Here is a 25797-nt window from a genome sequence, read left to right as displayed (position 1 = left end):
TGGCAACCACCGGTCCGCAGCGTTACGATCTTCGTCAAATATTCAGAACAGGCTTCTTCAAAATGCCGAACACATCCTATCCCGCGTCCTATTACGCTGCTTCAGCGAACCAAGCCCCGCAGCGCCCGCCCCTTGTGGCGTCGGTCGAAACGGATGTATGCGTCATTGGCGCTGGATATACAGGACTTTCGACAGCGTTGTTCCTGGCCGAACAGGGATTCAAGGTCATCGTTCTGGAGGCAGCCAAGGTCGGCTTCGGGGCATCCGGCCGCAACGGCGGACAAATCGTCAATAGCTACAGCCGGGACATCGATAGCGTCGAGCGCAGCGTTCCCGCCCGCGACGCCCAGCTAATCGGTGCAATGGCGTTCGAGGGCGGCCGCATCATCCGAGAGCGGGTTGCTCGATACAACATCCAATGCGACCTTAAAAATGGCGGGGTATTCGCGGCCTTCAACGACAAGCAAATGCGTCATCTCGAGGCCCAGCGCAGCCTCTGGCAGAGCTACGGTTATGACCAGCTTGAACTACTCGACACAAAGGGCATACGCAACGCGGTCGCAAGCGAGCGGTACATCGGCGGCATGCTCGACCATGGCGGCGGCCATATTCATCCTCTAAACCTTGCGCTAGGCGAAGCGGAGGCATTCGAGTCGCTTGGTGGAATCATTCACGAACAAAGCCCGGCCGTCAGGATCGAGCGCGGCCCATCGCCTCGCGTCCACACCGCAACGGGACAGGTATCAGCCAAATACATCGTGGTAGCCGGCAACGCCTACCTGGGCGAATTGATCCCCGAACTTGCGTCTAAATCTATGCCTTGCGGCACACAGGTCATCGCAACCGAGCCGCTCGACGATTCGCTTGCCGCAACTCTGCTGCCACAGGATTACTGCGTCGAAGACTGCAACTACCTGTTGGATTATTACCGGCTTTCTGCGGACAAGCGGCTCATCTATGGCGGCGGCGTCGTATACGGTGCCCGCGACCCGTCAGACATCGATGCCATCATTCGGCCGAAAATGCTCAAGACCTTCCCTCAGCTAGAGGGCGTAAGGACAGAGTTCGCCTGGACCGGCAACTTCCTGCTCACGCTATCTCGCCTGCCGCAGGTGGGTCGGATTGGAGACAATATCTACTACTCGCAAGGCTGCAGCGGGCATGGCGTAACTTACACCCATCTCGCGGGCAAGGTTCTCGCCGAGGCGTTGCGCGGGCAAGCCGAGCGATTCGACGCCTTCGCCAAGCTGCCGCACTACCCATTCCCCGGCGGTCAGCGCTTCAGTGTGCCCCTTAGCGCACTAGGGGCGCTCTACTACAACTTGCGCGACCGATTCGGCTTCTAGCGCGGGCACTCCGGAACCGGACTGCACGCCGCCACCTCGACCGTCGCGGGAAGCCCACCAGTGACGAACCGCGCCTCCGCTGGCGCCTGTCGGGCCGCGCACTGCTGCGCCTGAATGGCTTGTGCTCGACAACCACGCTCAGCCAGTACGTGGGCTAGGTTAGACCAGCCAGCAGCGAAGCCCGGTTCTTTTTGGACGCTGCGTCGCAGCGCCAGCTCGGCGTCCTCTCTGTCGCCGGCCGCATAGGCGCCATTACCCAGCGCAAACCAAGACAATCCGCTCGACCATCGGTCTACGGCCGCACGGTAAGCGCGCCGCGCTGCCTCGTTGCGCCCGGTCTGCTCGAGGTCGCTTGCAGCCTGCAACCAGCGGGCCTCCTCGACTGTCGACGGGAACATGTCTGGCGGCGTCGTCACGACGGCCCATCTGTCACCTTTCATCCAACTGCGCTCGAACTGGCGAAAGCTACCAACCCAGCGGCGCGTCGTACCCGATCGCAGCACGATGGTTTGATTAGTCAGGTCATAGCCCACCACCACCGCAAAGTGCCATTGCGGCCAGCGGTCGAAAGCCAGGTTCTGCAGCACCAGAACAGGATTGCCGGCCGCGACTTCCGCCAAGACCGACTCGAGGCGTGGCGACAGGCGATAAACCAGCAGGTCATGCGCACGCGCAGCCGCAACCATCTCTACCTGCAAGCTGCCTTTGCGCTCCGGAATATAGACCCGCCCGACGAGACGCTCGGGATCGGTATCGACCCCCCGCTGGGCCAGCACGGTCGCGAGTGCCGCCGGACCGCACTGGTAGTCCTCCTGCGGGAAGAACGGCGTTTGTTCCAGCTCGAACCTGGTCGGGAGCTGCGCAGTGTCAAGCGGCACGAGTGGAGACCGCGCGCAGGCCCCGAGCAGGCCGAGCATCAACAGCGATACGAATGCTCGAATCAACGGTTAATGCAGTTGATGAAGTTGAAAATATTAGTTGCGCAGAGCATGTCGGTGATGATGAAGATCACCAGAAAAAGCACGATGATGCCTACGGCGCCTGCGCCCGCAGGCGCCTGGTCGAGCTGCTGATTGAATTGCGCAAGTTCGGCCGGGGTCAGGCTGTTGATTCGCTGCTCTACCTTGGCACGATCGACACCCATCGATTCGAGCTTCTTCTGTACGTCCTGGTCATCGAGCATTACCCGCAACTGTTCCCGGTCAATTTGCTGCTGATGTTCCGCCACGATTTCGGGCGTGCCGATCATTGCAGCTTGAGCGAACGGAATCTGGGCGAACAACATGAAGTGCAAAGCTGCCAGAACACCGGCCACACGCTTGAGAAGAGGGGAATTGAACATGGCGAAACTCCTTGATTGTTATTGGCTCCGCTCGGTCGCAAAGAGCCATCACCGCTAAGACGTCATCCAGGTTCCGCCAGTTCCCCGACAAGCTGCCTCGCCTCACGCCCCCTGCATCGGCCGCGGCCCCTCGCTATAGTGAGGGTTCGAATCATCAGAAGGAGATCTCATGCAACCAATCAAGACTTTCGCAGGGCTTTTACTCGCGCTGGCTGCAGCAGGCTGCCAGACCAGCGTCGAACAGCCTGTAGTAACACAGGCACCGCCAGACCGGTGCGACGCTTCTGCGGTGCGGCAGCTGGTCGGCGAGCGCGCAACACCGGAACTGCTCGACGAAGCACGGGAACAGAGCGGCGCGATGACGGCGCGAATCATCCGCCCGGACGACGTTGTCACGCTCGAGTACAACGGCCAGCGCCTGACGCTGTATACGGACGAAGCCCTGCAGGTTCAGCGAATCAGCTGCGGCTAGGTTCAGCCGCGCCCTGTACCGCCACAGGGCGCATCGCTAATGCTCGCGTCTCACCTGGTACACCGCGCTATAAGAAGCTACTGAGGTACGGCGCGACGCACGTGAAAATGAGTCGCGGAAACTGGCCTTGGCGGAGTCAGCAGGAAAGTAAAGCCGTAGCGTTTGACGAATGCCTGCACAACAAGCGGCGCGGCGATGCCGACCAAGGTTCCGAGAATGAGATGCGCCGGGATGTTTTCGATGCCTAAGAAGCTAGCCAAGACTACACGCAGCCCGCTACCCGCCAGAATGTGCACCAAGTAGATCGTCATTGACGATGCACCGATGAACAACAGCCACTCGATCCGCACCCGCCCGAGCCACATCGACAGCGAGACCATGAACAGGATCGATATCGCCGCGAGCGCCAACACGGGCATCCCGCCGACTGTCCAGTTCAAGCCGAACGTTATATGGAAGAGGTACTGGCCGATCACAAATAGCGCACCGAATATCCATGTCAGCTGGACGTGGCGCGCCAGAAAGTACTGCTTTATTTCGTTGAAGAAAACGCCAAGGGCGAAGAACACCGCGTTGCCAAATACAAACGAAGAAATCGTTCCGAACGCCAGTTCCGCCTTGAATATATAGAGGACAGCAAAGCCGAGCGTGATCGGCAAAAACAACCTACGGCTTGCTCTCCAGTAGACGAATGAGCAAACGACGAAGATAAAAAACAGCGCGTACAGAAACCAGAACTGCGCGCGCGGCGACCACAACAGCGACAGCACCTCGGCAACCGTAACGTCCCCGTTTGTATACCTCGATAGCACAACCTCGATGAAACCCTGCAGCAGCGACCAAATAATGAAGGGGTACGCCACGGTATCGATCTTATTGACGATCAACCCAGTCTTGCCGCGTTTAATCAGGGAGTCGTAGAAAAACAAGCCGGAGAGGAAAAAGAACAGCGGCATGTGGAAGCTGTAGATGATGCTATCGACGAGCACATAACGCGTCTCTTCCATGGGTAACCCTGCGTTGAAGACGCCGCGAGCGACGTGCCCATATACAACCAGAATGATCCCGATGGCCTTGGCATAGTCGACCCAAGCGTTACGTTCCTGCATTGCATTCTCCTTGTCCAATGCCTTACCGGACGGGTACCAGCGAGAACTGGCGCGAGTTGGCAGCAATAGACAATCAAAAGCGCTATCGGTTTATTACCGATCGAAACAGGCGATGAACGACATGAACTGCACGAACGAAACGACACCCGCCGCCCGGACGCTGGCCCTGGGCGGAGGCGGGTACCCGGTCAAGAGAAGAGTTCAGAGAACGGGATGAAGCGGACCGGTTCTCCCACTTCCACGGTGCGGTGTTCGATAACCTCGACCAAGCCATCTGCCCAGACAGCGCTACGCAGTATCGACGAGCTCTGGTTTGTATAAGGTACAGCCCTACCCTCCTCCAGCCGCACGCGGAGATATTCACGGCGACTACCCGGGCGTGGCCAGTCGAACCCAGCGGGGACCGTGAAGCTCATCGGCCTGACAGCCTTTGCGCCCATCCGGCGCAGGATATAGGGGCGTGCCAAGAGCCCGAAGGTAACCAAAGTGGACGCTGGATTGCCTGGCAGCCCGAGCACGGCAATGCCGTTGTAACGTCCAAAGGTAAGCGGCTTGCCGGGCTTGATTGCCAATTTCCAGAAATTGAGCTCACCTGCCTCTCGAAGCGCTTGCCCGAGAAAATCCGCTTCGCCGACCGAAACTCCACCGGTGGACAAAATAAGGTCTGCGTTATGCAGCGACCCAAGGCATTGGCGAACCGCCTGCAAGTCGTCCGGCAGGATGCCCATGTCCATCACGTCGCAACCGAGGCGACGGAGCCAGTCCCGCAGCAGGGTCCGGTTACTGTTATAAATCTGACCGGGCATCAGCGGCTTGCCCGGCTCGACAAGTTCGTCACCAGTCGAGATCAGGGCAACACGAAGGTGGCGGCTGACGCGCAGCTCAGCACACCCCAGGGACGCCGCCAGCGCCAGTTCCACCGGCCCCAGCCGTGCACCCGCATGCAGTACCGTGGCACCCTGCGTCACTTCACCCGCCCGTGGGCGGACGTGCTGACCGGCACGGACAGGCTGCTGAAACCGGACTCGCCCGTCGTCGAGCACCTCTACATTTTCCTGCATCTCAACGCTGTCGGCCCCCTCAGGGATCGGAGCCCCGGTGAAGATACGCGCGCAGCATCCAGGCTGAAGCGGGAGCGGATGAGTGCCAGCGAAAATCTTCTGACACACCACTAATGGCTGCGCCTCGTCGCCGGCGCGCAACGCGTAACCGTCCATGGCGCTGTTAGGCCACGGCGGCAGATCGAGTGACGCAATCAATGGCTCGGCAAGCACGCGCCCATGCGCCTGATCGAGGCTGACCGGAATCTGGCCAAGCGAAGGCGCTGCATCGGCCTGTGCCAGCAGCTCAGCGAGCGCATCCTCAACCGACATCAGTCCGGCAGGCATCATCCGCGCGACTCGCAAGGCTGAGCCTTTTTCAGGTGCGCCACGAAGTTGCAGGGGCTATGTCGAGCGTCCAATTGCTCGGCAAGGATGCCATCCCAGGCAGTGCGGCAAGCATTGGTCGAGCCGGGCAGGCAGCATACGAGCGTCGAATTGGCCAAACCTGCTAATGCTCGGGACTGAACAGTCGAGGTGCCGATGTCGGCGACCGATATCTGGCGGAACAACTCACCAAACCCATCGACTTGCTTGTCCAGCAAACAGGCGACTGCTTCGGGCGTACTGTCACGGGCAGTGAAACCCGTCCCCCCCGTGATCAGCACCACTTGTACTTCCTCCTCCGCAATCCAGGTCGCGACTTGCGCCCGAATGCGATACAGGTCGTCCTTGAGCAGAACACGAGCAGCGAGCCGATGACCGGCCGTCTGCAAGCGGTCCACGAACAGCTGCCCCGACGTGTCAGTTTCGAGCGAGCGGGTATCGCTTACCGTCAGGACGGCGATATTGAGGGGAACGAACAACTGATCGGCGAGATGGCTCATGGAAGCGGGCATCCGGTTGTTGAGGTGATTTTTGGGTGTTATATCACAGGCTTTTGCCGGAGCAGCCCATGGGGACCGCCACACTCGCACACTGCTCGATCCTGATACTTGCCGGAGGTCAAGGCAGCCGCATGGGTGGCCTAGACAAGGGCTTGGTCGATTGGCACGGCAAGCCGTTCGTAGCCTGGATCCATGACGTAGCGCGTCCGCTGACCGACGAGCTGCTGATCTCTTGCAACCGAAATCAAGACCGCTATGCCTGTTTCGCCGATCGCCTCGTGGGCGATGCCGAACCGGGCTATCCCGGTCCGCTCGCGGGCATCATGGCAGGCCTGGCCGCCTCACGTGGGCGGTGGACCCTGACACTCCCGTGCGACTCGCCCCGCATCGATCAGAGCCTACTGCAACAGATGTACGAAACGGCTTTGCTCACCCCCCGCCTACCGCTGATGGTCAGGCAGAGCGGTCGCTGGCAACCATTGTTTTGCGTCATCCCAACGCATCTATCCGCTGAGATCGAAGCGGCATGGCACGCCGGAGAGAGGAGTAACTACCGAGTCCTCGAGCGCCTCGGCGCCCAAGCACTCGACCTCGAGCCTGACGATGAGCGATTGGTCAACCTGAACTCCGCGGATGTGATGGCGCTGCATGCACCTGCAGGGGGAACTTAGGCCTTTGGCGCACCGTCACAACCGCAACCACAGAGGAGAATTCGACATGCGTTCAAGAACCGGTTTGGTAGTGGCATTGATCGCCGGGTTATCGTTGCTGGGCGGCTGCTCGACCCCCACCGTGATCACGCTCAACGATGGACGAGAAATCCAGACCCTCGACCGACCGGACTATGACGACGACTCCGGCTTCTACGAATACGAAGGGCTCGACGGCAAACCCGGAAAGGTCAACAAGGATCAGGTTCGGACCGTTCAGGAGCTTTAAACACACGAAACAGCACGGCGGAGCCCCGCTCCGCCCTCTTCAAAATGGCCTTTCCAACCCCTTGTCGACGCACATTTTTTCTGTAGAATGCGCGCCAGCTTCGGAGCGTAGCGCAGCTTGGTAGCGCGTCTCGTTCGGGACGAGAAGGTCGCTGGTTCGAATCCAGTCGCTCCGACCATATCCCGCCCTGCTGATATGCAGGCATGAAAGAACCGGCCAATAAGCCGGTTTTTTATGCCTGTGATTTAGCGCAAGTGTATTGCCAGCGCTGTGCCGGTAATCAGCTCACGAATCGCACGACTTGCTCCGCCTCGAATGGCCAATCCAGCTCGGCGCCGGTGTCCACCCGCCGCAGTACCGGAATTCGCAAACCGTACGCATCGATCCACTCCGGCTTATCTACGATATCGACGAGTTCCACCAGTAAGCCATGCTCCACCAACGGCATGATTTCGGCCTCGGCCTGCTCGCAGAGGTGGCATCCCAGCGTCCCGAAAAGTTGACATTCAGGCAACATTGCAATTTCCGGCAGTTCAAAAAGCTGAATTTTAGCAGCCGCACTCAACTGGAATGGATTTTCAGATAGCGCGAGTTGCATTCCACTGCCTCAAGAACTGTGAACTTCCCCTCAGTCGAACGACGGTTTGATTAAGGGAATCGACTCAGCGGAAGCAAAACGCTAGGATGCGGCAGCCCAAGCAGGCGGAGAGCTGCAGGGTCGGCCGTGAGAGCTGGCGTATCGTTGGCGGGAAAGATCAACAAGTGATCCCTTACCAGCACGAGCGCAGGAAGTCTGAACAGCTACCACGTCGCCAGGTACGCCCGAAAGACTAAGGTCTAAAGGCTTAATCATGTATGTAATGCTTTATTGCATGGCGCCGTTAGAGCGACTTCAGAGCATCATCCAACGAGGAGAAACAAGAAATGCTCAAGACCCCCATCGCGCGTGGCGTGGCACTCGCCACTCTGGGAGCAACCCTGGCCATCCCGACCATGGCCCAAGCTGCATTCGTTGACGACAGCAAAGTCAACTTGGAACTGCGGAATTTTTACTACAACAGCGATAACCGCTCAGTTGCATCTGATAAACAGTCCAAATCAGAAGAGTGGGCGCAGGGCTTTATCCTGCGCGCTGAGTCTGGCTATACAGAGGGCACCGTCGGCTTCGGCGTAGACGCGCTTGGTCTTTTGGGCGTTAAGCTGGACTCCGGTCGCGGTCGCACTGGGACTGGCCTGCTCCCTATCGACAATGATGGTTCGGCTCCAAATGAATACTCCGAACTTGGCCTAACCGCTAAGGCGAAGATTTCTAATACGGTTCTAAAGGTTGGCACTCTTGAGCCTAAGAACATGGCCGTTGCTCGCAGCGATTCGCGCCTGCTTCCACAGACCTTCAAAGGCGGCCAGCTAGTTTCTCAAGAAGTAAAAGGCTTGACGCTTGACGTTGGGTATCTGACTGAAGTGAACGAGCGCAACGACTCCCACTACGACGACCTCCAAGCGCAGCTCAGAGGCGGTGCTACCCAGAACGAGATCGATAATTTTATCTTCGCTGGCGCTAGCTATAAGCTTCTGGAGAATCTGACAGGCAGCTATTACTACAGCAACCTGGAAGAAGCATACAAGCAGCACTCCTTTAATTTGATTCACGTGCAGCCACTTGGCGAAGGACAGTCTCTAAAGACCGATCTGCGTTACGCTCGGTCAACTGACGACGGTTCGTCCACAGTTGACAACAAGGCCTTCGGCGCCATGGTCACTTATTCCTTGAGTGGTCACAGCTTTGGTCTCGGCTACCAAAAAATGAGCGGCGATACTGGCTTCGCATACCTGAATGGCACGGACCCGTACCTTGTCAACTACGTAATGATCAGCTCGGATTATGCCAATGCTGACGAGAAGTCCTGGCAGGCTCGTTACGACTACAACTTCGCTGCAATCGGCATTCCCGGCCTAACGTTTATGACCCGATACGTCACCGGAGACAACTTTGACTTCGGAACCAACACTGGCCGTAACGGCAAGGAATGGGAACGTAACACCGATATCGGTTATGTCTTCCAAGAAGGCTCGCTTAAGAATCTTGGTATTAAGTGGCGCAACGGTACATACCGTAGCAACTCCACTCGCGACATCGACCAGAACCGTCTGATCGTCAGCTACACCATCCCGCTGATGTAAGCGAGACTGGCCAATGCTGTAAAAGAAACCCGCTTCGGCGGGTTTCTTTTTGCCTGTGATCACGCTCTGCCAGTACCGATTCGCTCGGTTAACGAAGCGGGAACCTTAGGCGGCAATCCGGGCTCTGACCTTGAGGCACCGGGACCTTTTGTCCCTGGAAGACTCGAGAGGAGCTGCAGATGTCTACCGAATCGACTTTCGGCACCACCGACAACACCCCAATCCCTGATGGAAATACCGAGAGCACCACTTCGTCGCTGATCAACATGTCAGCGCATCGTCGCAACCTTCAGGCCGCGCAAAACGCGATGATCAAGGAGTTCCACACCCTGATCGCCGATACCGAGCGGCTGCTCAAACACACCCAGGATACGGCTGGCACCCAGACGCAAGAATTGCGCGGCAAGATCAATGCGAACCTCGGCCGGGCCCGCCAGATGTTGAAAGATCAAGAAGGCACGCTCAGGGAGCAAGGCCAGGCGGCCATTCAGTGCACCGAGGAATATGTGCATACGCATCCATGGCAGTCGATCGGCATCGCCGCCGGGGTTGGCTTTCTCCTGGGCCTGATCACCCGCCGCTAATGGGGGCCGAGCCAATGCAAGGCGATAGAACCGATGAAGCGCCGACACCTTCGATCAAGAGACTGGGTGGTGCCATCGCCGGTCTGCTGCAGGGCCACCTCGAACTGATCGGCATCGAGATCCAGGAGGAGCGGGTACGGGTTTTCAAGCTGTTCCTGCTTGCCAGTATCAGCCTAATCCTGGGCCTGCTGATCTTGGTAGGGCTGTCGGCCGCCGTGGTGATTTTGTTCTGGGACACGCACCCCATCGGGGCGATCCTGGTGCTTTGCCTGGCATACGCCATCGGCATGATCATTTGTGTGATCCGCGCCGCCAGACTGGCCAAGGAAAGCGCAGCGCCATTCCAGGCAACGGTCGAAGAATTGTCACGCAACAGGGAGCGACTGATGCCATGAGCCTTCCCCTGAGCTCGTCCAGTGATCTAGCCATGCGTAAGGATCTGGTTCGCCTGCGTATGGAAATGAATCGCCAACAGATCCTTTACCATTCGCAGCCACTGGCGCATCCCTTTCAGCGTCTGTCCAGCATGGTCGGTATGGGCGGTAACCGTGGTCACCACGAATCGCCGCACACAGTCAAAGGTCCGTTGATGATTGCCGCTACCGTTCTGCTCGCCCTGTTCGGCAAACGGCTCGGCAAGGTAGGAACGCTGGCCAGGCTGGGTATCACGCTGTATCCACTGGCACGGCGCCTGCGACGATGAATGTAGGCGCTCATCGCCGTCACGCCAGGTCATAAGCGAAAACCCGGCCACCGACCGGTGTCGATTCGTCGTGCAGTGCGATACGCTGACGGCACCGGCCGCCTGGGAAACAGTGCGGCGGCGATTCTTAGGCTGGAACAAGGAGAGGGTTTTGGACTGGCAAACGCTGCTGAACCGTGAACGACTCGGAAAGTCCGTTCATAGCACCGACGAGCTCGGCCGAAGCCCCTTCCACAAAGATCATGATCGGATCATCTTTTCCGGGGCGTTCCGGCGCCTCGGCCGCAAGACCCAAGTGCATCCCGTCTCCAGCAACGATCATATCCATACACGTCTGACCCACTCGCTCGAGGTGAGCTGCGTCGGCCGTTCACTGGCCATGCGTGTCGGCGAAGTGTTACGTGACCGGCTACCCGAATGGTGCAGCACGGCGGACCTGGGCATGATCGTGCAGTCTGCCTGTCTGGCACATGACATTGGCAACCCGCCGTTTGGCCATTCTGGCGAAGACGCCATTCGCTACTGGTTCCAGCAGGCCGCTGGCCGCGGCTGGCTGGACGACATGAGCGATGCGCAACGCGGCGACTTTCTCAACTTCGAGGGCAACGCTCAGGGCTTTCGCGTACTGACCCAACTCGAATACCACCAGTTCGATGGCGGCACCCGCCTGACATACGCAACGCTTGGGACTTACCTGAAATACCCCTGGACGTCACGGCATGCCGAGGCGCTGGGTTACAAGAAACACAAGTTCGGCTGTTACCAGAGCGAGCTTCCGCTACTCGAGCAGATCGCCACCAAATTGGACCTTCCGCAAATCGACGCCCACCGCTGGGGGCGCCACCCACTGGTTTATCTCATGGAGGCGGCTGACGACATCTGTTACGGCCTGATCGATTTGGAAGACGGGCTCGAAATGGACCTGCTCGAATATGCCGAGGTCGAATCGCTGCTGTTGAATCTGGTCGGCGACGACCTGCCGGAAACGTATCGGCAGCTCGGCCCCAACGAATCCCGGCGCCGCAAACTGGCCATCCTTCGGGGCAAGGCGATCGAGCATCTGACCAACGCCGCGGCACGCGCCTTCGTCGAACAACAGGAGGCGTTACTGGCCGGCAAGCTCGTTGGAGACCTGGTTGAACACATGCACGGCCCCGCCAAGCAATGCGTCGTCCAGGCGAAGGCCATCGCCCGGCAGAAGATTTTTCAAGACAAGCGCAAGACGCTTCACGAGATCGGCGCCTACACCACACTCGAAATCTTGCTGAACGCCTTTTGCGGGGCCGCGCTCGAGCAACATGGCGGGCGCACGCCTTCGTTCAAGAACCGCCGCATCCTCGATTTGCTGGGTAGCAACGCGCCCAGGCCTGATTGGAGCCTGTACCAGTCCTTCATGCGGATGATCGACTTCATTGCCGGCATGACCGACAGCTACGCAACGGAAATGGCGGGCGAGATGACCGGACGCTCGAGCCCGACGTGAGCAATATGCGTAAATCGTTCTGGCGGTACCTCGGTTGGCAACCCGGCCGCCCTGCGTGGGGACCGGCCATGGTTGCCGGCTTGGGCTGCGCGTTGCCATTGCTGCTTGGGCTGTTCAGTGGCCATCCGGGCTTCCTCTGGGCTACCGTCGGTGCCTTTCAGGCGGCGAAGGCCAATCCTCTGCACCGCTTCGGCATGTTGCGGATGCTGCTCTTGATTGCACTGGGGGCGGCCAGCGCCGGTCTTGGCTTCTGGTCCGCCACGCACTCATTGATCAGCCTCGGGTTGTTTGCGTTTTACGGCTTGCTGCTCGCCTGGCTGCAACGTTACGGCGCCGAAGCGGGGAAACTCGGCATTGGCCTGGCCATCTGCCTGTGCCTAGGCCAAGGGCAGCACGGCATTGGTGATTTCAACAACCCGCAAGCGATCGCGATGCTCTTCGCGCTGGGCGGGCTCTGGGTGACCTTACTGGCGTTCGGTCTACGAGGCATGCACGGGCTGCGCATGTGGCCTTACATGCCCCGGCTGCTGAGTTTGCTCAAAGTGTTGCGCCGGCGTGCCAGGCGAACGCCAATCCGCCAGTGGCGGCTGCACGCCCTCACCTACATCCTTGCCGCAGCCCTGGGTGGGCTGATCGTAACCTTGGCAGATTTGCCCCGTGGCTACTGGCTGACGCTGGCCGTTTTCACCACGCTTCAAATGGATCTGCAACGCAGCCTCATCCGTGCGATGCAGGCGAGCCTTGGCATTCTCGGCGCGGCGGCCATCCTGATATACATGGGGCACAGCCTGGCCGATCCGCCGATGATGGTGATGATCATGCTGCCGTTGGTAATGCTCAGCCGCGCTTTTCAGGCGCATCACTATGGTTTGTTCGTCCTGCAGACGACACTGAGCTTTGTCTTGCTCGCCGAGACGCTGGCGCAAGACTGGGAGTTGCCACAACTAAGGCTGGTCAATGCCAGCATCGGTGTCGGCGTGGCCTTGGCCACGACCTTGCTGGTGTATCTGTTGCGTCGCCTGGCGGCCCGGATCGCGTTGCGCAGAGCCGGGCCGACAATCGACCGGAACGATTCGATCACGCCTTGACGTTGATCTCGTTCTCCGGATACCAGACATCCATCAAGGGGCTGACGTTGGCCTCAGCCAGTTCACTGCGCCCTTTCAGCCAGGCCTCGACCTGAGCGCGCTGCTCTTCGCTGACCGAACCGCGACTCGCCAGGCAGACGAACCCGTAATCTTCGCCACCCACATAGCCCAGGCCGTGGGCCTCGATGGCGTCCGTCAGGAAGGTCTCGAGGAACGCGTCGACCGCCTTCGAGTCGAGGCCGTCCTGGTAAGTCAGTGTCACTTCGAAGCCCAGCTCCTGAAATTCATCGACGCACAGCTTTTTGCGCAGACGACGCGAGCGATTGGTAGCCATTGGTACGGTCCTTTTTCTCGGTGGTTAACGGCGCGCACTCTAACAGCAACCCGGATGCAGCGCGATTACAGCTCGCCCTGAGGTAGCAGTCCGTCTGGAATTGCTGCTTGGGCGCATGCTCCTTTTGCAGACAACCCAGACACACGGCTACGCTTGTCATTGAGACGTACGTCACCCTGGGTGGCGAGCCTGAAAGCTCGCCCCTTCCCTGACCGCTGTAGGGAATTTTCATGTCATCGAAACCAATCGCTGTACCTGCCGCTCCCGTTCATCGGAGCCGCACCTTTCCATTTTTGCAGCATCTTGCCGCACTTGCGCTTGCCCTGCCCCTGGCGTTCCCGGCGGCAGCCGCGACAGTCAACCAGGCACTTCCGCCCCGGGTCGCGGAAGCACTGAAGGCGAACAAAATCGAAAGCAGTGCCCTGTCTCTCGTCATGTTGCCGCTCAATGGCGACGGAGCGCCGACCTTCGTCAACGCCGATGTGTCGGTCAATCCAGCCTCGACAATGAAGCTTGTGACCACCTACGCCGCGCTCGAACTGCTGGGGCCAAATCATCAGTGGAAAACCGAGTTTTACGCCGACGGCCCGGTGGAAGACGGCACCCTGAACGGCAACCTCTACCTCAAAGGTGGCGGCGACCCGAAGCTCAATATGGAAAAGCTCTGGCTGTTGCTGCGTGACCTGCGCGCCAACGGCGTAAAAACGGTCACAGGGGATCTGGTGCTCGACCGTAGCCACTTCGTGCAGCCCAGCCTGCCGGTGTTCGACGATGACGGCAACGACAAGAACAAGCCCTTCCTGGTCGGCCCCGACTCGTTGCTGGTCAATCTGAAGGCGCTGCGTTTCATTGCCCGTAACGAGAGCGGTGACGTTCAGGTGATGGTCGAACCACCGATTGCCTCAGTGCGCATCGATAACCGCATCCAGGCCTTGCCCCGCGCGAAATGCCCGGGCTGGCCCGATGTCCGCTACAACCCGATGGAAAACGAGGACGGCAGCGTGACAGTCGTTGCAACCGGCAAGCTGGCCGCTGGTTGCAGCGGGCAAAGCTACCTGGCGTTGCTCGACCACCAGCGCTACGCGGCCGGCGCGGTACGCGCCATCTGGAAGGAACTGGGCGGCAGCATCCTCGGGCATGACCGTGTCGCGCAGGTGCCGGACGATGCACGGATGGTCGCTCGTGCCTATTCGCCTGACCTCGTCGAGATCATTCGGGACATCAACAAGTACAGTAATAACACCATGGCGCGGCAGCTGTTCCTCAGCCTGGGCGCCGCCATGCGCACCGACGCGGACCAGGACGATGCCAAGGCCGCTCAGCGCGTCATCCGTCAATGGCTGGCGAAGAAGGGCATCATTTCGCCGCACCTGGTGATGGAAAACGGTTCGGGGCTATCACGCGCAGAGCGCGTCAGTGCGCGCGAGATGGCGTCGCTGTTGCAGGCGGCGTGGCAGAGTCCGTATGCGGCGGAATTCATCTCGTCGATGCCGCTGGCAGCGGTCGACGGCACCATGCGCAAGCGGCTGCGTAATACGGCGGTCGCCGGCAAGGCGCATATCAAGACCGGGACGTTGAACACCGTGCGCGCAATTGCTGGCTACAGCCGCGACGGCGATGGCAGCACCTGGGCGGTGGTCGCGATCCTCAATCACCCACGCCCATGGGGCGCCTCGGCCGTGCTCGACCAGGTCCTGGTCAGCCTCTACAACCGCCCGAGACAGAGTACGGCCCAACGTTGAACCGGCCCGCCCCGGGAGTCATCGCGCCTGAATCTTCCAGGCGCGATGAATCTTCGGATTGCGCCGGAAATCCTCGTCTAGCGTCGTTGCGCTGATGTCCTCGACCGCATAGCGCTCGGCAATACTTGCATCGAGGGCGAACTTGCGGAAGTTGTTCGAAAAATACAGCGTGCCGCCCGGCGCAAGCCGTGCCATTGCCAAGTCCAGCAAGGCTACGTGGTCACGCTGAATGTCGAACACCCCTTCCATGCGCTTGGAGTTCGAAAACGTCGGCGGGTCGATGAAGATCAGCTCGTACTCGCCGCGATCGGCTTCCAGCCAGGCCATGACATCGGCTTGTTCCAAACGCTGACGGTCCGATAAACCGTTGAGCGCCAGATTGCGTCGAGCCCAGTCGAGGTAGGTCTTCGACAGGTCCACACTGGTGGTACTGCGCGCACCGCCTTTGGCTGCATGCACTGTCGCCGTCGCGGTGTAGCAGAACAGGTTGAGGAAGCGCTTGCCGGCGGCTTCTCGGGCGATGCGAAGGCGCATCGGGCGGTGGTCGAGAAACAGGCCGGTATCCAGGTAGTCAGTCAGGTTGACCAGCAGCCGCACGTCACCTTCCCTGACCTCGCGGAAGGCACCTTCGCTCGCCTGGCGCTCGTACTGCCGCGTACCGCTCTGGCGCTCACGCCGCTTGACCACAACTCGGTCACGCCCGATACCCAGTGCAGGCGGAATCGCCGCGAGCGCATCGAACAGCCGCGCCTGCGCCTTGTCCGGGTCGATCGACCGCGGCGGCGCATACTCCTGCACGTGAACCCAATCGCCATATAGGTCCACCGCCAGCGCGTATTCAGGCATGTCCGCATCGTAGAGGCGGTAGCATTCGATTCCTTGCTTGCGCGCCCACTTGCCGAGCTGGCGCAGATTCTTCTGTAGTCGATTGGCGAACATCTGCCCGCCTTCGCTGAGCCGGGCTGTTTCGACAATACCTGGCTCGCCTGCCTCCGTTGCGCGCTGCGCGCCGCGCTGGCCCGTGACGAATTGCTCCGGCGTAACGCGGATCAGCAACAGCTTGCACGCCAATGCGCCGTTCCAGAACGCGTACTGCTTGTGACTACGAATGCCCATTCGCTTACCCAGCTCTGGCGCGGACGTGAGGACCGCTGCGTCCCAGCCAAGGCATGCCTGGCGGAGGCGCTCGCCCAGGTTCTGGTAGAGGTACACCAGACTGGCCTCGTCACCGAGTCTTTCGCCATAGGGCGGGTTGCAGACGACCAGGCCCTTCTGATTCTGATCGGGACGCGGCTCGAAAGTCGCCACATCACCCTGATAGATTCGAATCCAAGTGCTCAGCCCAGCGCGCTCTACGTTGTTGCGCGCTGGCTGGATCAGGCGGGGATCGGCCTCGTAGCCACGAATCCACAGTGGCGGCTTCGCCAGCCCTTCGCTCGCTCGCGCCTGAGCCTGTTCGTGCAGGCGGTTCCAGATCGCTGGCACGTGCCCTAGCCAGGCGGTGAAGCCCCACCGCGCTCGCCGCAGATTGGGCGCGATATCGGCAGCCATCATCGCGGCTTCAACCAGAAAGGTACCCACGCCACACATGGGGTCGGTCAACGCGCCGCCTTCAGCAGCGATACGTGGCCAGCCAGCACGGGTCAGCACCGCCGCGGCGAGGTTTTCCTTGAGTGGCGCTGCGCCTTGCTGCAATCGGTAGCCGCGCTGGTGCAGGCTGTGGCCGGACAGGTCTAACGACAGCACCGCCTGGCCACGATCGAGCCGCAAATGGACGCGTACATCCGGATCGACCTTGTCGACGCTTGGCCGCTCGCCAGTCGGTGTGCGCAGGCAGTCGACAATGGCGTCCTTAACCTTCAACGCACCGAAATGACTGTTGTCGATACCAGAGCCATGACCGCTGAATTCGACCGCCAGGCTCCCGCTGGGCAGCAGGTGATCAGCCCATTCCACCTGCTGCACGCCCTGGTAAAGCGTCTCGGCATTGCTCGTGGCGAAGCGGTGCAGCACCAGCAATACGCGGTTTGCCAGACGCGACCAGAGGCAGAGCCGATAGGCGACCTCCATCGAGCCCGTCCCACGGATCGCGGCGGTCTGCTCGCGAGCGTCTTCGAGCCCGAGGCTCAAGGCCTCCTCAAGTAGCAGGCCTTCGAGCCCCTTGGGACAGGTGAGGATGAGTTCGTGGCGGTCAGTCATGGCGAATCCAGATGGGTGGTCGGTCAGCAGTTACATGCGGACCGGCTTACCCGGCATTACACCGAGCAAGCGCTTAAAGGTGGCCGCGCCGGGCATTGCGGCACGATAGCGATAACTTCAACACATAGGTCTGGCCTCCCTTATGGGACAGACCTTGGTTTCGTTACGTGCTTATTACAAAACGATCATTCCCGCCTCGAAGGCATTGCGTTAGAAATCGACTCAGTCCGGCGTCGCAATGACGCGCGGTAGAACCCCGCCACGCCGGCAGCGGGGTTCGTTGGCAGTCTACTGCCAGACCTCGCCTTGAGGTCACAGGAACACCAGTCAACCACTGAGGGCAATACCCAATGAGAAGACTCAAGCGTGATCCGATGGAACGAGCTTTTTTGCGCGGTTATCAGCATGGCATTCAAGGCAAATCTCGCGACTTATGTCCCTTTTCCCATACCGAAGTACGTCAGGCCTGGATGAACGGCTGGCGGGAGGGTCGCGGCGACAACTGGGACGGTCTGACCGGCGCGGCCGGTATTCATAGATTGAACGAACTTCACGCGGTCGGTTAACACACCCATCACCGACTTCGACTGGCACGCCCCACCCGGGCGGCGGGCTTAAGGCCCTGGGGCTCCCACCGGGAGCCCCTCCGGGCAATCACTGACTCCCCTGTTTACGGGACGGCAGCGCCGCAATGGCGTCCACAGCTTCACGTATCAACGCCGGCCCTTTGTAGATGAACCCCGTATAGAGCTGCACCAGGCTCGCACCGGCCTCGATCTTCTCGGCTGCATGGCGCCCTTCGGTCACGCCGCCCACGGCGATGATCGGCAGCCGCCCGGCCAGAGTTTCAGCCAGTACCTTAACGGTATGCGTGCTCTTTTCTCGAACCGGCGCGCCGGACAGGCCACCCGCCTCGTCGGCGTGCGCCAGACCGGCTACGCCTTCACGCCCCAGGGTGGTGTTCGTCGCGATGATGGCGTCCATACCCGCGTCCAGCACCGCCTGGCCAACCAGCACGGTCTCGTCGTCCGTCATGTCGGGGGCGATCTTGATCGCCAGCGGGACCCGCTTGCCATGCAGCACCTCGAGGTCTTCGCGGCGCAAACGCAGGGCATCGAGCAAATGTTTGAGCTGGTCGCCGAACTGCAGGCTGCGCAGCCCGGGTGTGTTCGGCGAACTGACATTGACCGTCACGTAACTCGCCTGGTGATAGACCTTGTCCAGTCCCAGCAGGTAATCATCGACGGCCCGCTCGACTGGCGTATCGAAATTCTTACCGATGTTGATACCCAGCACGCCCTTGAAACGCGCCGCGTCGACCCGTTCGAGCAGCGCGTCGACCCCGTGATTGTTGAAGCCCATACGGTTGATGATCGCCTCGGCTTCGGGCAGACGAAAAATACGAGGTTTCGGATTGCCCGGCTGCGGGCGCGGAGTCACGGTGCCAACTTCGACGAAGCCGAAACCCAGCTGGGACAGGCCATGGATCGCCTCGCCGTTCTTGTCCAGCCCGGCCGCAAGACCGACGGGGTTGGGAAAATCCAGCCCCATAACGCGAACCGGCAGGCTCGCCGGGGTCTTATTGAACAACGAATTGAGGCCAAGCCGGCCGCCAGCCCCGATGAGATCCAGTGACAGTTCGTGGGACGTCTCAGGCGTGAACTTGAACAGCAGCTGGCGGGCCAGGTGATACATACGAAACCTTGTTACTCGAAGGGTGGCGCGGGAGTATAGCAGGCCCGGCTGCGATCAAAGCGGGCGGCCGAGCGGGTGAGGTTTCAGCCTAAGCGGCGAAGGCTGACCAGGCGACCTTCGACGAACTCCAGCTCGAATGAACCAAAAACCCCGGCGGTGGTCAGAAATGGGCGCAGATGATGGGCCGGCAGGCTAACACTCGCCCCTTCCCGGCTCTTGATCAGGATACGATTAGCGCGGCCCTGGTAGACAGCCAACAGCCTGTCGGCAGGCAATGCGATGTCCAGTACGAGGTTCGGCATGGAGGCTCCTCAATGATCAGTACGTCGATTTTGCCACCCCTTCGCGTCATCGGTGATGCGTTCACGCGTCGTTTCGACGCGAAAAGGTCAACTAAAGCCGGTGCGCCGGCTGGCGGGCTCTGCCAAACTCCGATCGTAGTTCAACGAGTTCATCCATGATGATGAGCCTGCCAGAGTCGATGCCGACCGTGACCTCCCGAATCTCCAAGTTCGTACAGCGCCTGGGCCTGACCGGACAATCACCGCGCCAGATACTCGATCATGCGAGTCAGGTACGGCTTCCCTTCGCCGCGCTCGAGGAACCCGCGCCCAGCATCTTTTGGCAAGACGGACCCAGCTTGCAGAAGTTCGTCGACCTTCCCCGTGGCGCACTCTCTGGGCCCATCCAGGAAGACAAGGCCCGCGCGCACGCGGCGCTGACACGCCTGGTTCGTAAGGAAGTGAGCCGCTACCCGGCGCTGGACATCCGGCAAATCGACGGCCTCGGCGGCCAGAGCGCCGATGGCAAGCTCTACCCCACCTTCGAAGCCTTCGCTGCGACCCCGGCATGCCGTCAATTGCGCGTCATCAGCTACAAGGATTTCGTGCGTACGCTGAGCGCGGCGTTGCCAGGATTCCAGCGCAACGCACCCATTGAACTGCGCCAGGCCAGCTGGCTTGGCGAGCGCCTCTACTGGTCCGGTGAGCACCACCCTGAGGCCTTCGCCTGCGCCGTGGCCTATGCGCGCCTGCGCGGCCTCGAAGTGCTGTTACCTTGCGAGCTGACCGACTATCGACTCGATCCCAGCGGGCTGCAGGCACTGGATGAGAGCTACCACGCCGTGACCATGCCCGCCCAGGCGTGGAGTGACCGCGCCTTCATGGGGCTGCTGCTGGAAACGAAGATCCCCTACGCAAGACTGACGCTGCTACGCAACGCCAACAATTCAGAGTTGCTCCTGCTGGACAAGCGCGATGCGGCCGCCAATGCCCTGGGTGAAGGGCTCAAGTTCGCCGGGGCGCCTGACATGGTGCATTACATGCGCGACCTGCCGCAGATCACCCGTTTTCGCCTCGGCCATCAGGCCCAGCCGCGCGGTTGATTGGCCCGAGAGTGCCAGACTCCCCCTACCGCCTTTCATAACCTGCACCTATCGCGCCAGCTAATTTCGGCAACCCGCGCCCTCAAAGTAAAACGCCGGGGCATTGGCCCCGGCGTTCCGTACAGCACTGACCCGGTCCGGGTCGGCTCCCCCTTACTGGCGCGGCGGCTCGCCGGCCAGGTCCTGCAGCTCACGGCTCGCCACGGCATACATGGCGTAATCCACGTTCGTGGCGCCACGTAACTCGACCAACATCCGCCGCCAACGCTCGACCTGATAGGCCCGCTGGTCCAACCATTGCTGAACGCGTGCATCCAGATCTTCAGGTGCGCCGCCGGTTTGCAATACCGAGACGGTGATTGCTCGCTGCTGGCTGTCGAGGTCGTCACGGAAACTCTCCCGCGCCAAGCCTTGCCAGGTGTTCTCGACCGGCAGCGCGGTGAGCTGTTGCAGGTACCACGGCAGCTCCAGCGCACCGCCGACGGCGAAGTAGGCCGCCGCCACATCTGCCGGCGGCTGGCCGGTCTCGTCGGCCGCCTCTAGGATCGGCAGCAGCGTGTAGAGGTGGCTGGTACCGGCGACCATGCGTGCCAGCAACTCCGGTACGCCCGCCTCCGTGTACCGCTCGTAGCGCGCCTGCCACAGATCACGGGTGCCGCCCTGCAAGAGCGAGTCCAGCTTCAACCCGAGGGCAGCCACGCGTGGCCCGAAATGGCCAACGTCCTTGGCCGCGTCGAGCTCGTTGCGGCGGTTGCGCAGGAACCAGCGTGTGGCCCGTCGGCCGAGGCGCATCAGCTCAGCCATCAGGTTGAGCTGCAGCTCGGCCGGCACCTTGTAGTCCAGCGCCTCGATCTGGCGGAACCAGTGAGGCAGATGGAAGATATCGCGCACGATCACGTAGGCGCCCGCCACATTCGCTGCACTCAAGCCAGTCGCTTCGCGCAGGCGCTGGACGAAGGTAATGCCCATGTTGTTGATCAGGTCGTTGGCGATCTGTGTGCTGACGATCTCCCGACGCAACCGATGTTGCAGCATCGCGTCGCGGTAACGCTCGGCGAGCATCTGCGGGAAGGCGCTTTCCATCTCGCGGGCCAGATACGCATCATCCGGCACACGCGACTGCAGCAACGCCTCCTTCAGCTCGATCTTGCTGTAGGAGATCAATACGGACAGCTCGGCGCGCGTCAGGCCCTTGCCCATCTGGGCACGCTCGGCCAGGGCGTCGTCGCTTGGCAGGAACTCGAGTGCGCGATCGAGCAAGCCGACCGACTCCAGCGAGCTGATCAACCGCTTGTATTCGCCACTGCCCTCCCGGGCGCGATGCTCGGCTTGGGACAGTGCCTGGGTCTGCTTGTAGTTGTCATGCAAGACTAGGTCGGAGACCGCATCGGTCATTTCGAACAGCAACTGATCACGCTGCTTGCCGGTCATGTCCCCGGCGCCGACGATCTCGTTGAGCAGGATCTTGATGTTGACTTCATGGTCGGAGCAATTCACCCCACCGGCGTTATCGATGAAGTCAGTGTTCGCCGCGCCGCCATGCAGGCAGTACTCGACCCGGCCAAGCTGGGTGATGCCCAGGTTACCGCCTTCGCCGATGACCTTCGCACGTAGCTCGTTGCCGTTGACGCGCAACACGTCGTTGGCCTTGTCGCCAACATCCGCGTGGCTCTCGGCCGTGCTTTTGACGTAGGTACCGATGCCGCCGTTCCAGAGCAGGTCGACAGGGGCCTTGAGCAATGCGTGGATCAGTTCCGCCGGCGTCAGGTAGTCGGCCTCGATATCGAAGCGCTCCTTCATCTGCGGGGTGATGGCGATGCGCTTGGCCGAACGCGGGAAGACCCCGCCACCTGCCGAAATCAGCGCGGCATCGTAGTCGGTCCAGGCCGAGCGCGGCAGGTCGAACAGGCGCTTGCGCTCGACGAAGCTGCGTGCCGCATCCGGGTTCGGATCGATGAAGATGTGCATGTGGTTGAAGGCAGCGACCAGCTGCAGCGTTTCGGACATCAGCAAACCGTTGCCGAACACGTCGCCGGCCATGTCACCGATACCAATCACGCTGATGGCGTCGCGCTGCACGTCGATGCCACGCTCGCGGAAATGCCGTTGCACCGACACCCAGGCACCCTTGGCGGTGATGCCCATCTTCTTGTGGTCGTAACCAGCCGAGCCGCCGGACGCAAAGGCGTCGCCTAGCCAAAAGTCGTATTCGGCAGCGATGCCGTTGGCAATATCCGAGAACGTCGCGGTGCCCTTGTCCGCGGCCACCACCAGATAGGGGTCATCCTCGTCATACCGCAACACGTTCGCAGGTGGCACGACCTGGCCGTCCTTGAGGTTGTCGGTAATGTCCAGCAGCCCGCTGATGAAGATGCGGTAGCAGGCGATGCCTTCAGCCATCACTTCGTCGCGCGACCCACTGGTCGGCAGGCGACGCGGCACGAAACCGCCTTTAGCACCGCCCGGCACGATGATGGCGTTCTTGACCTGCTGCGCCTTGACCAGCCCGAGCACCTCGGTGCGGTAATCCTCTTCGCGGTCGGACCAGCGCAAGCCACCGCGTGCGACCTTGCCGCCGCGCAGATGCACACCCTCGACGCGCGGCGAATAGACGAAGATCTCGAACTTCGGCGCCGGACGCGGCATCTCCGGAATGGAGCGAGGGTCCAGCTTGAAGCTGAAGTACGCCTTGGGTTTGCCGCTGGCGTCGGTCTGGTAGAAGTTGGTGCGAAGGGTCGCCTTGATCAGCGTCAGGTAGCGCCGCAGGATGCGGTCTTCATTGAGCACGGCAACATCGTCGAGCGCCGCGATGATGGCCTGCTCCAGGCGCGCCTGCTTGTCAGCCAGGTCATCCTCGCCAAGCTTGCGGGCCAGGTAGAAGCGCGTCTTGAACAGGCGCACCAGCTCGCGGGCGATATCGGTGTGATTGAGCAACGCGCTGGCAATGTAGCCCAGGTCGAAGCCCATGCGGATCTGCTTGAGATACCGGCCGTACGCACGCAGCAGTGCGACCTCGCGCCACGTCAGCCCCGCGGTGAGGACCAGGCGGTTGAAGGCGTCGTTCTCGGCCTGGCCGTTGTGGATGGCGATGAAGGCATCCTGCAACGGCTCGTTGATTTCCATCAGGTCGATTTCAAGGCCTTCGGCATAGGTGAAGGCGAAATCGTGGATCCAGTATTCGCGGCCGTCCTTGTGGCGCATGTGGAACGGAAACTCGCCAAGCACCCGCAGCCCCAGGTTCTCCAGAATCGGCAGCATGTCCGACAGCGGCAACGGCGTGTTCATGTGGTAGAGCTTGCAGTGCAGCCGGTTTTCAACCGCCGTCATCGGCTGGTAGAAACTCATGACCAGCGGGCGATCCTCGCTCAGGCTCATCAGGTGCTGCATGTCCACCGCGGCAGACTGCGGGGCGAAGCGCTCGCGGTAGCCGGCCGGGAACCCCCTGGGGAAGTCGCCGAGGATGCCGGTGCCACGCGCCTCGCCGAAGCGCTCGATAACCACGCTGGAATAGTCGTCTTGCCAAGTCCGGCAGGCCTGTACGACCTCGTTTTCCAATTGAACCGGATCGAACTGCACCTGCTTGTTCGGATCCAGCCGCAGCAGGAACTGCACACGGATCAGCACCGACTCGGAGAAATAGGTCGAGAACTCGCAACCACTGGCTTCGAGCCGGTCCATCAATACCTGCTGGATGCGTAGCCGGGTCTCAGTCGAATAGCTATCGCGCGGTACATAGGCCAGGCAGTAGCAGAAGCGCCCATAGGGGTCGGTGCGCAGGAACAGGCGCAGCTTGTTGCGCTCCTGGATCTGAACGATGGCGATGGCCGTGTTGAACAGCTGGTCGAGCGTCATCTGGAACAGCTCGTCGCGCGGCAGCACCTCGAGAACCTGGGTCAGCTCTTTGGCCAAATGGGCTGAATCGTCGAAGTTCGAGCGCTTGATCACCTCCGCCACTTTGCTGCGAATATAGGGGATGCGCCGTACGCTCTGGGTGTAGACCGACGAGGTGAACAGGCCCAGGAAGCGGCACTCTCGGGTGACCCGGCCCTGCTCGTCGAACTCACGGATGGACACGAAGTCAGGATAGGCCGGCCGGTGTACCCGGCTGGGCGTGGCGGCCTTGGCGAAGGACAGCAACAACGGCTCGCGCAGGTAAGCCAGCGCCGGCGGCATGATCAGCTGGTCATCTTCGTCGAGGCCAGTGCGCAGCGTGCGCGACAAGCCCAGCAAGGACGATTCGTCGTAGATGATGCGCCCGCCTTCGCCCTGGTCGACGACGGTGAACTCCTCGTAGCCGAGGAAGGTGAAGTGATCGTCGGCCAGCCACCGCATGAAGTCCATGCTTTCGGCAAGCTGGGCGTCGTCGGCCTGCTGCAGCGCCGCTAGGCGAGCATGATGCTCCTCGGCCTTGGCCTTCATGGCGGGAAAATCGTTCACCGCCAAGCGAACCTCGGCCAATACGCCCTGTAGGGATTGCTCCAGCTCGCGCAAGGCAGCGGCACTGGCGCAGCGGTCGATTTCGACGAATATCAGCGACTCGGCTTTGCTGTCCTCGGTAGCGCTACCCTTGGGCAAGAGCTCGATCAGGCTGCCCTCAGCATCGCGACGGACCTGGAGCACGCTGTTTTGCAACGTATGGATGGCGTAACCACGGCGGGTCAGCTCCATGCGCACCGAGTCGACCAGGAACGGCATGTCCGGGTGCAGTACTTCGACCACGCTGTGCGTCGACTGCCAGCCATGCTTCTCATAGTCGGGGTTGAATACATGAACTTCTGGACTGCCCGGGTCGAAACGCTCCAGCAGGCGCCAACTGGCGAGGGTCGAGCCGACCAGGTCGGTCATCCGCCTCTGGGTTAGCTCGGGTAGCGCGACGATCCCGAAGAATTGCTCGGCGAAAAGTCCCACTTGTGGCAGAAGCTTCTCGTCGACATGCTGCGCCAGCGCCACTTGCAGTTGTTGCTGGAAGTCGGCTTTGCTGGCAGCGGTAAAGAACGCCATTTGTTAGCTCCATTCTGGCTTGGGTTCGACTAAGGCAGTCGCGGCACCTGACTGGCAACGCAACCTGTAAGTTCAACGTTAGTTAAGCAGACAGCGATGCGGGCCCCGGCCCACCTTCTTCTTACGCTGGCGAACCGGTTGCGGTCACATTTAATTGCCGCGGATGACAACCGATCGTGCTCAGGCCTGATCATCGTCAAGCGCGACCTGCATAGCGCACCGGCAACGTCCGGACGCGCCTCGTTCGAACCCGCCCCAGGTGCCTGAA

Annotated in this window: 24 protein-coding genes and 1 tRNA gene; 14 read left to right on the top strand and 11 right to left on the bottom strand. The window is 60.9% G+C overall.

What is annotated here, in order from left to right; all coding sequences use genetic code 11:
* The first annotated feature begins 62 nt into the window (after nt 1-62).
* On the top strand, nt 63-1346 hold the full coding sequence (locus M1D78_RS08455) for an NAD(P)/FAD-dependent oxidoreductase (RefSeq protein ID WP_437419669.1): 1284 nt from the start codon (nt 63-65) through the stop codon (nt 1344-1346).
* Here the strand turns inward: M1D78_RS08455 and M1D78_RS08450 are convergent.
* Complete coding sequence (locus tag M1D78_RS08450) at nt 1343-2263, bottom strand: PA2778 family cysteine peptidase (RefSeq protein WP_437419670.1); 921 nt, start codon at nt 2261-2263, stop codon at nt 1343-1345. The two genes, M1D78_RS08455 and M1D78_RS08450, sit on opposite strands and share 4 nt — an antisense overlap.
* A 23-nt stretch (nt 2264-2286) precedes the next feature.
* On the bottom strand, nt 2287-2688 hold the full coding sequence (locus M1D78_RS08445) for a PA2779 family protein (RefSeq protein ID WP_437419671.1): 402 nt from the start codon (nt 2686-2688) through the stop codon (nt 2287-2289).
* Between the two features lie 169 nt (nt 2689-2857).
* Between M1D78_RS08445 and M1D78_RS08440 the strand changes: the two genes are divergently transcribed.
* Nucleotides 2858-3160 carry an I78 family peptidase inhibitor gene (locus M1D78_RS08440; RefSeq protein ID WP_437419672.1) on the top strand — a complete coding sequence of 101 codons (303 nt, stop codon included), beginning with the start codon at nt 2858-2860 and terminating at the stop codon, nt 3158-3160.
* Between the two features lie 77 nt (nt 3161-3237).
* Here M1D78_RS08440 and M1D78_RS08435 read toward each other — a convergent pair whose 3' ends face one another.
* From M1D78_RS08435 to moaB, 3 genes are all read right to left on the bottom strand, one after another.
* Entirely contained in the window at nt 3238-4269 is a 1032-nt protein-coding gene (locus M1D78_RS08435; RefSeq protein ID WP_437419673.1) for an acyltransferase family protein, read from the bottom strand.
* Between the two features lie 188 nt (nt 4270-4457).
* The gene (locus tag M1D78_RS08430; protein ID WP_437419674.1) at nt 4458-5660 is read right to left on the bottom strand and encodes a molybdopterin molybdotransferase MoeA; all 1203 of its coding nucleotides are present in this window, start codon (nt 5658-5660) and stop codon (nt 4458-4460) included.
* Nucleotides 5657-6196, bottom strand: a complete 540-nt coding sequence (gene moaB / locus M1D78_RS08425) for a molybdenum cofactor biosynthesis protein B (protein ID WP_437419675.1) — start codon at nt 6194-6196, stop codon at nt 5657-5659. Before moaB ends, M1D78_RS08430 begins: the two co-directional genes overlap by 4 nt.
* A gap of 68 nt (nt 6197-6264) precedes the next feature.
* On the opposite strand from moaB, the gene mobA reads away from it, so the two are divergent.
* From mobA to M1D78_RS08410, 3 genes are all read left to right on the top strand, one after another.
* Nucleotides 6265-6867, top strand: a complete 603-nt coding sequence (gene mobA / locus M1D78_RS08420; RefSeq protein ID WP_437419676.1) for a molybdenum cofactor guanylyltransferase MobA — start codon at nt 6265-6267, stop codon at nt 6865-6867.
* Between the two features lie 46 nt (nt 6868-6913).
* A complete protein-coding gene (locus M1D78_RS08415) occupies nt 6914-7135 on the top strand; it encodes a YgdI/YgdR family lipoprotein (RefSeq protein ID WP_437419677.1) in 222 nt (73 codons plus the stop codon).
* Between the two features lie 101 nt (nt 7136-7236).
* Nucleotides 7237-7313 (top strand) — tRNA-Pro (locus tag M1D78_RS08410).
* Nucleotides 7314-7415: 102 nt separating this feature from the next.
* Here M1D78_RS08410 and M1D78_RS08405 read toward each other — a convergent pair.
* Complete coding sequence (locus tag M1D78_RS08405; protein WP_437420366.1) at nt 7416-7652, bottom strand: glutaredoxin family protein; 237 nt, start codon at nt 7650-7652, stop codon at nt 7416-7418.
* A gap of 407 nt (nt 7653-8059) precedes the next feature.
* On the opposite strand from M1D78_RS08405, the gene M1D78_RS08400 reads away from it, so the two are divergent.
* The 6 genes from M1D78_RS08400 to M1D78_RS08375 all read left to right on the top strand — a co-directional run bounded on the left by M1D78_RS08400 (nt 8060) and on the right by M1D78_RS08375 (nt 13174).
* Entirely contained in the window at nt 8060-9316 is a 1257-nt protein-coding gene (locus tag M1D78_RS08400; protein ID WP_437419678.1) for an OprD family porin, read from the top strand.
* A gap of 179 nt (nt 9317-9495) precedes the next feature.
* Nucleotides 9496-9900, top strand: coding sequence for a DUF883 family protein (locus tag M1D78_RS08395; protein WP_437419679.1), 405 nt, complete (start codon nt 9496-9498; stop codon nt 9898-9900).
* Between the two features lie 14 nt (nt 9901-9914).
* The gene (locus M1D78_RS08390; RefSeq protein ID WP_437419680.1) at nt 9915-10295 is read left to right on the top strand and encodes a phage holin family protein; all 381 of its coding nucleotides are present in this window, start codon (nt 9915-9917) and stop codon (nt 10293-10295) included.
* Nucleotides 10292-10603, top strand: a complete 312-nt coding sequence (locus M1D78_RS08385; protein WP_437419681.1) for a hypothetical protein — start codon at nt 10292-10294, stop codon at nt 10601-10603. Before M1D78_RS08390 ends, M1D78_RS08385 begins: the two co-directional genes overlap by 4 nt.
* Before the next feature lie 151 nt (nt 10604-10754).
* Nucleotides 10755-12086 (top strand): deoxyguanosinetriphosphate triphosphohydrolase, encoded by a 1332-nt coding sequence (locus M1D78_RS08380; protein ID WP_437419682.1) that lies wholly within the window; start codon nt 10755-10757, stop codon nt 12084-12086.
* 5 nt (nt 12087-12091) lie between these two features.
* On the top strand, nt 12092-13174 hold the full coding sequence (locus tag M1D78_RS08375; RefSeq protein ID WP_437419683.1) for an FUSC family protein: 1083 nt from the start codon (nt 12092-12094) through the stop codon (nt 13172-13174).
* Here the strand turns inward: M1D78_RS08375 and M1D78_RS08370 are convergent.
* A complete protein-coding gene (locus M1D78_RS08370; RefSeq protein ID WP_437419684.1) occupies nt 13164-13508 on the bottom strand; it encodes a YggL 50S ribosome-binding family protein in 345 nt (114 codons plus the stop codon). The two genes, M1D78_RS08375 and M1D78_RS08370, sit on opposite strands and share 11 nt — an antisense overlap.
* Before the next feature lie 230 nt (nt 13509-13738).
* Between M1D78_RS08370 and dacB the strand changes: the two genes are divergently transcribed.
* Nucleotides 13739-15250 (top strand): D-alanyl-D-alanine carboxypeptidase/D-alanyl-D-alanine endopeptidase, encoded by a 1512-nt coding sequence (gene dacB / locus M1D78_RS08365; RefSeq protein WP_437419685.1) that lies wholly within the window; start codon nt 13739-13741, stop codon nt 15248-15250.
* Nucleotides 15251-15268: 18 nt separating this feature from the next.
* Here the strand turns inward: dacB and rlmKL are convergent, their stop codons facing one another.
* Nucleotides 15269-17449, bottom strand: coding sequence for a bifunctional 23S rRNA (guanine(2069)-N(7))-methyltransferase RlmK/23S rRNA (guanine(2445)-N(2))-methyltransferase RlmL (gene rlmKL, locus M1D78_RS08360; protein ID WP_437419686.1), 2181 nt, complete (start codon nt 17447-17449; stop codon nt 15269-15271).
* Between the two features lie 350 nt (nt 17450-17799).
* Here rlmKL and rmf point away from each other — a divergent pair, with 350 nt between their 5' ends.
* Nucleotides 17800-18015 (top strand): ribosome modulation factor, encoded by a 216-nt coding sequence (gene rmf / locus M1D78_RS08355; RefSeq protein ID WP_437419687.1) that lies wholly within the window; start codon nt 17800-17802, stop codon nt 18013-18015.
* Between the two features lie 88 nt (nt 18016-18103).
* Here rmf and M1D78_RS08350 read toward each other — a convergent pair whose 3' ends face one another.
* Both M1D78_RS08350 and M1D78_RS08345 read right to left on the bottom strand, forming a co-directional pair.
* Entirely contained in the window at nt 18104-19144 is a 1041-nt protein-coding gene (locus M1D78_RS08350) for a quinone-dependent dihydroorotate dehydrogenase (RefSeq protein WP_437419688.1), read from the bottom strand.
* Nucleotides 19145-19227: 83 nt separating this feature from the next.
* Nucleotides 19228-19446: a DUF2835 domain-containing protein gene (locus M1D78_RS08345; RefSeq protein WP_437419689.1), complete on the bottom strand. Its 219-nt coding sequence runs from the start codon at nt 19444-19446 to the stop codon at nt 19228-19230.
* Nucleotides 19447-19604: 158 nt separating this feature from the next.
* On the opposite strand from M1D78_RS08345, the gene M1D78_RS08340 reads away from it, so the two are divergent.
* Nucleotides 19605-20528 carry a DUF6685 family protein gene (locus M1D78_RS08340; RefSeq protein ID WP_437420367.1) on the top strand — a complete coding sequence of 308 codons (924 nt, stop codon included), beginning with the start codon at nt 19605-19607 and terminating at the stop codon, nt 20526-20528.
* Nucleotides 20529-20681: 153 nt separating this feature from the next.
* Here the strand turns inward: M1D78_RS08340 and M1D78_RS08335 are convergent, their stop codons facing one another.
* Entirely contained in the window at nt 20682-25529 is a 4848-nt protein-coding gene (locus M1D78_RS08335) for an NAD-glutamate dehydrogenase (RefSeq protein ID WP_437419690.1), read from the bottom strand.
* Between the last annotated feature and the right edge of the window lie 268 nt (nt 25530-25797).

Source organism: Pseudomonas sp. SA195 (assembly GCF_054131565.1).
Note: the sequence above shows the minus strand (reverse complement) of the source record. Positions and strands in the feature narration are given on the sequence as shown.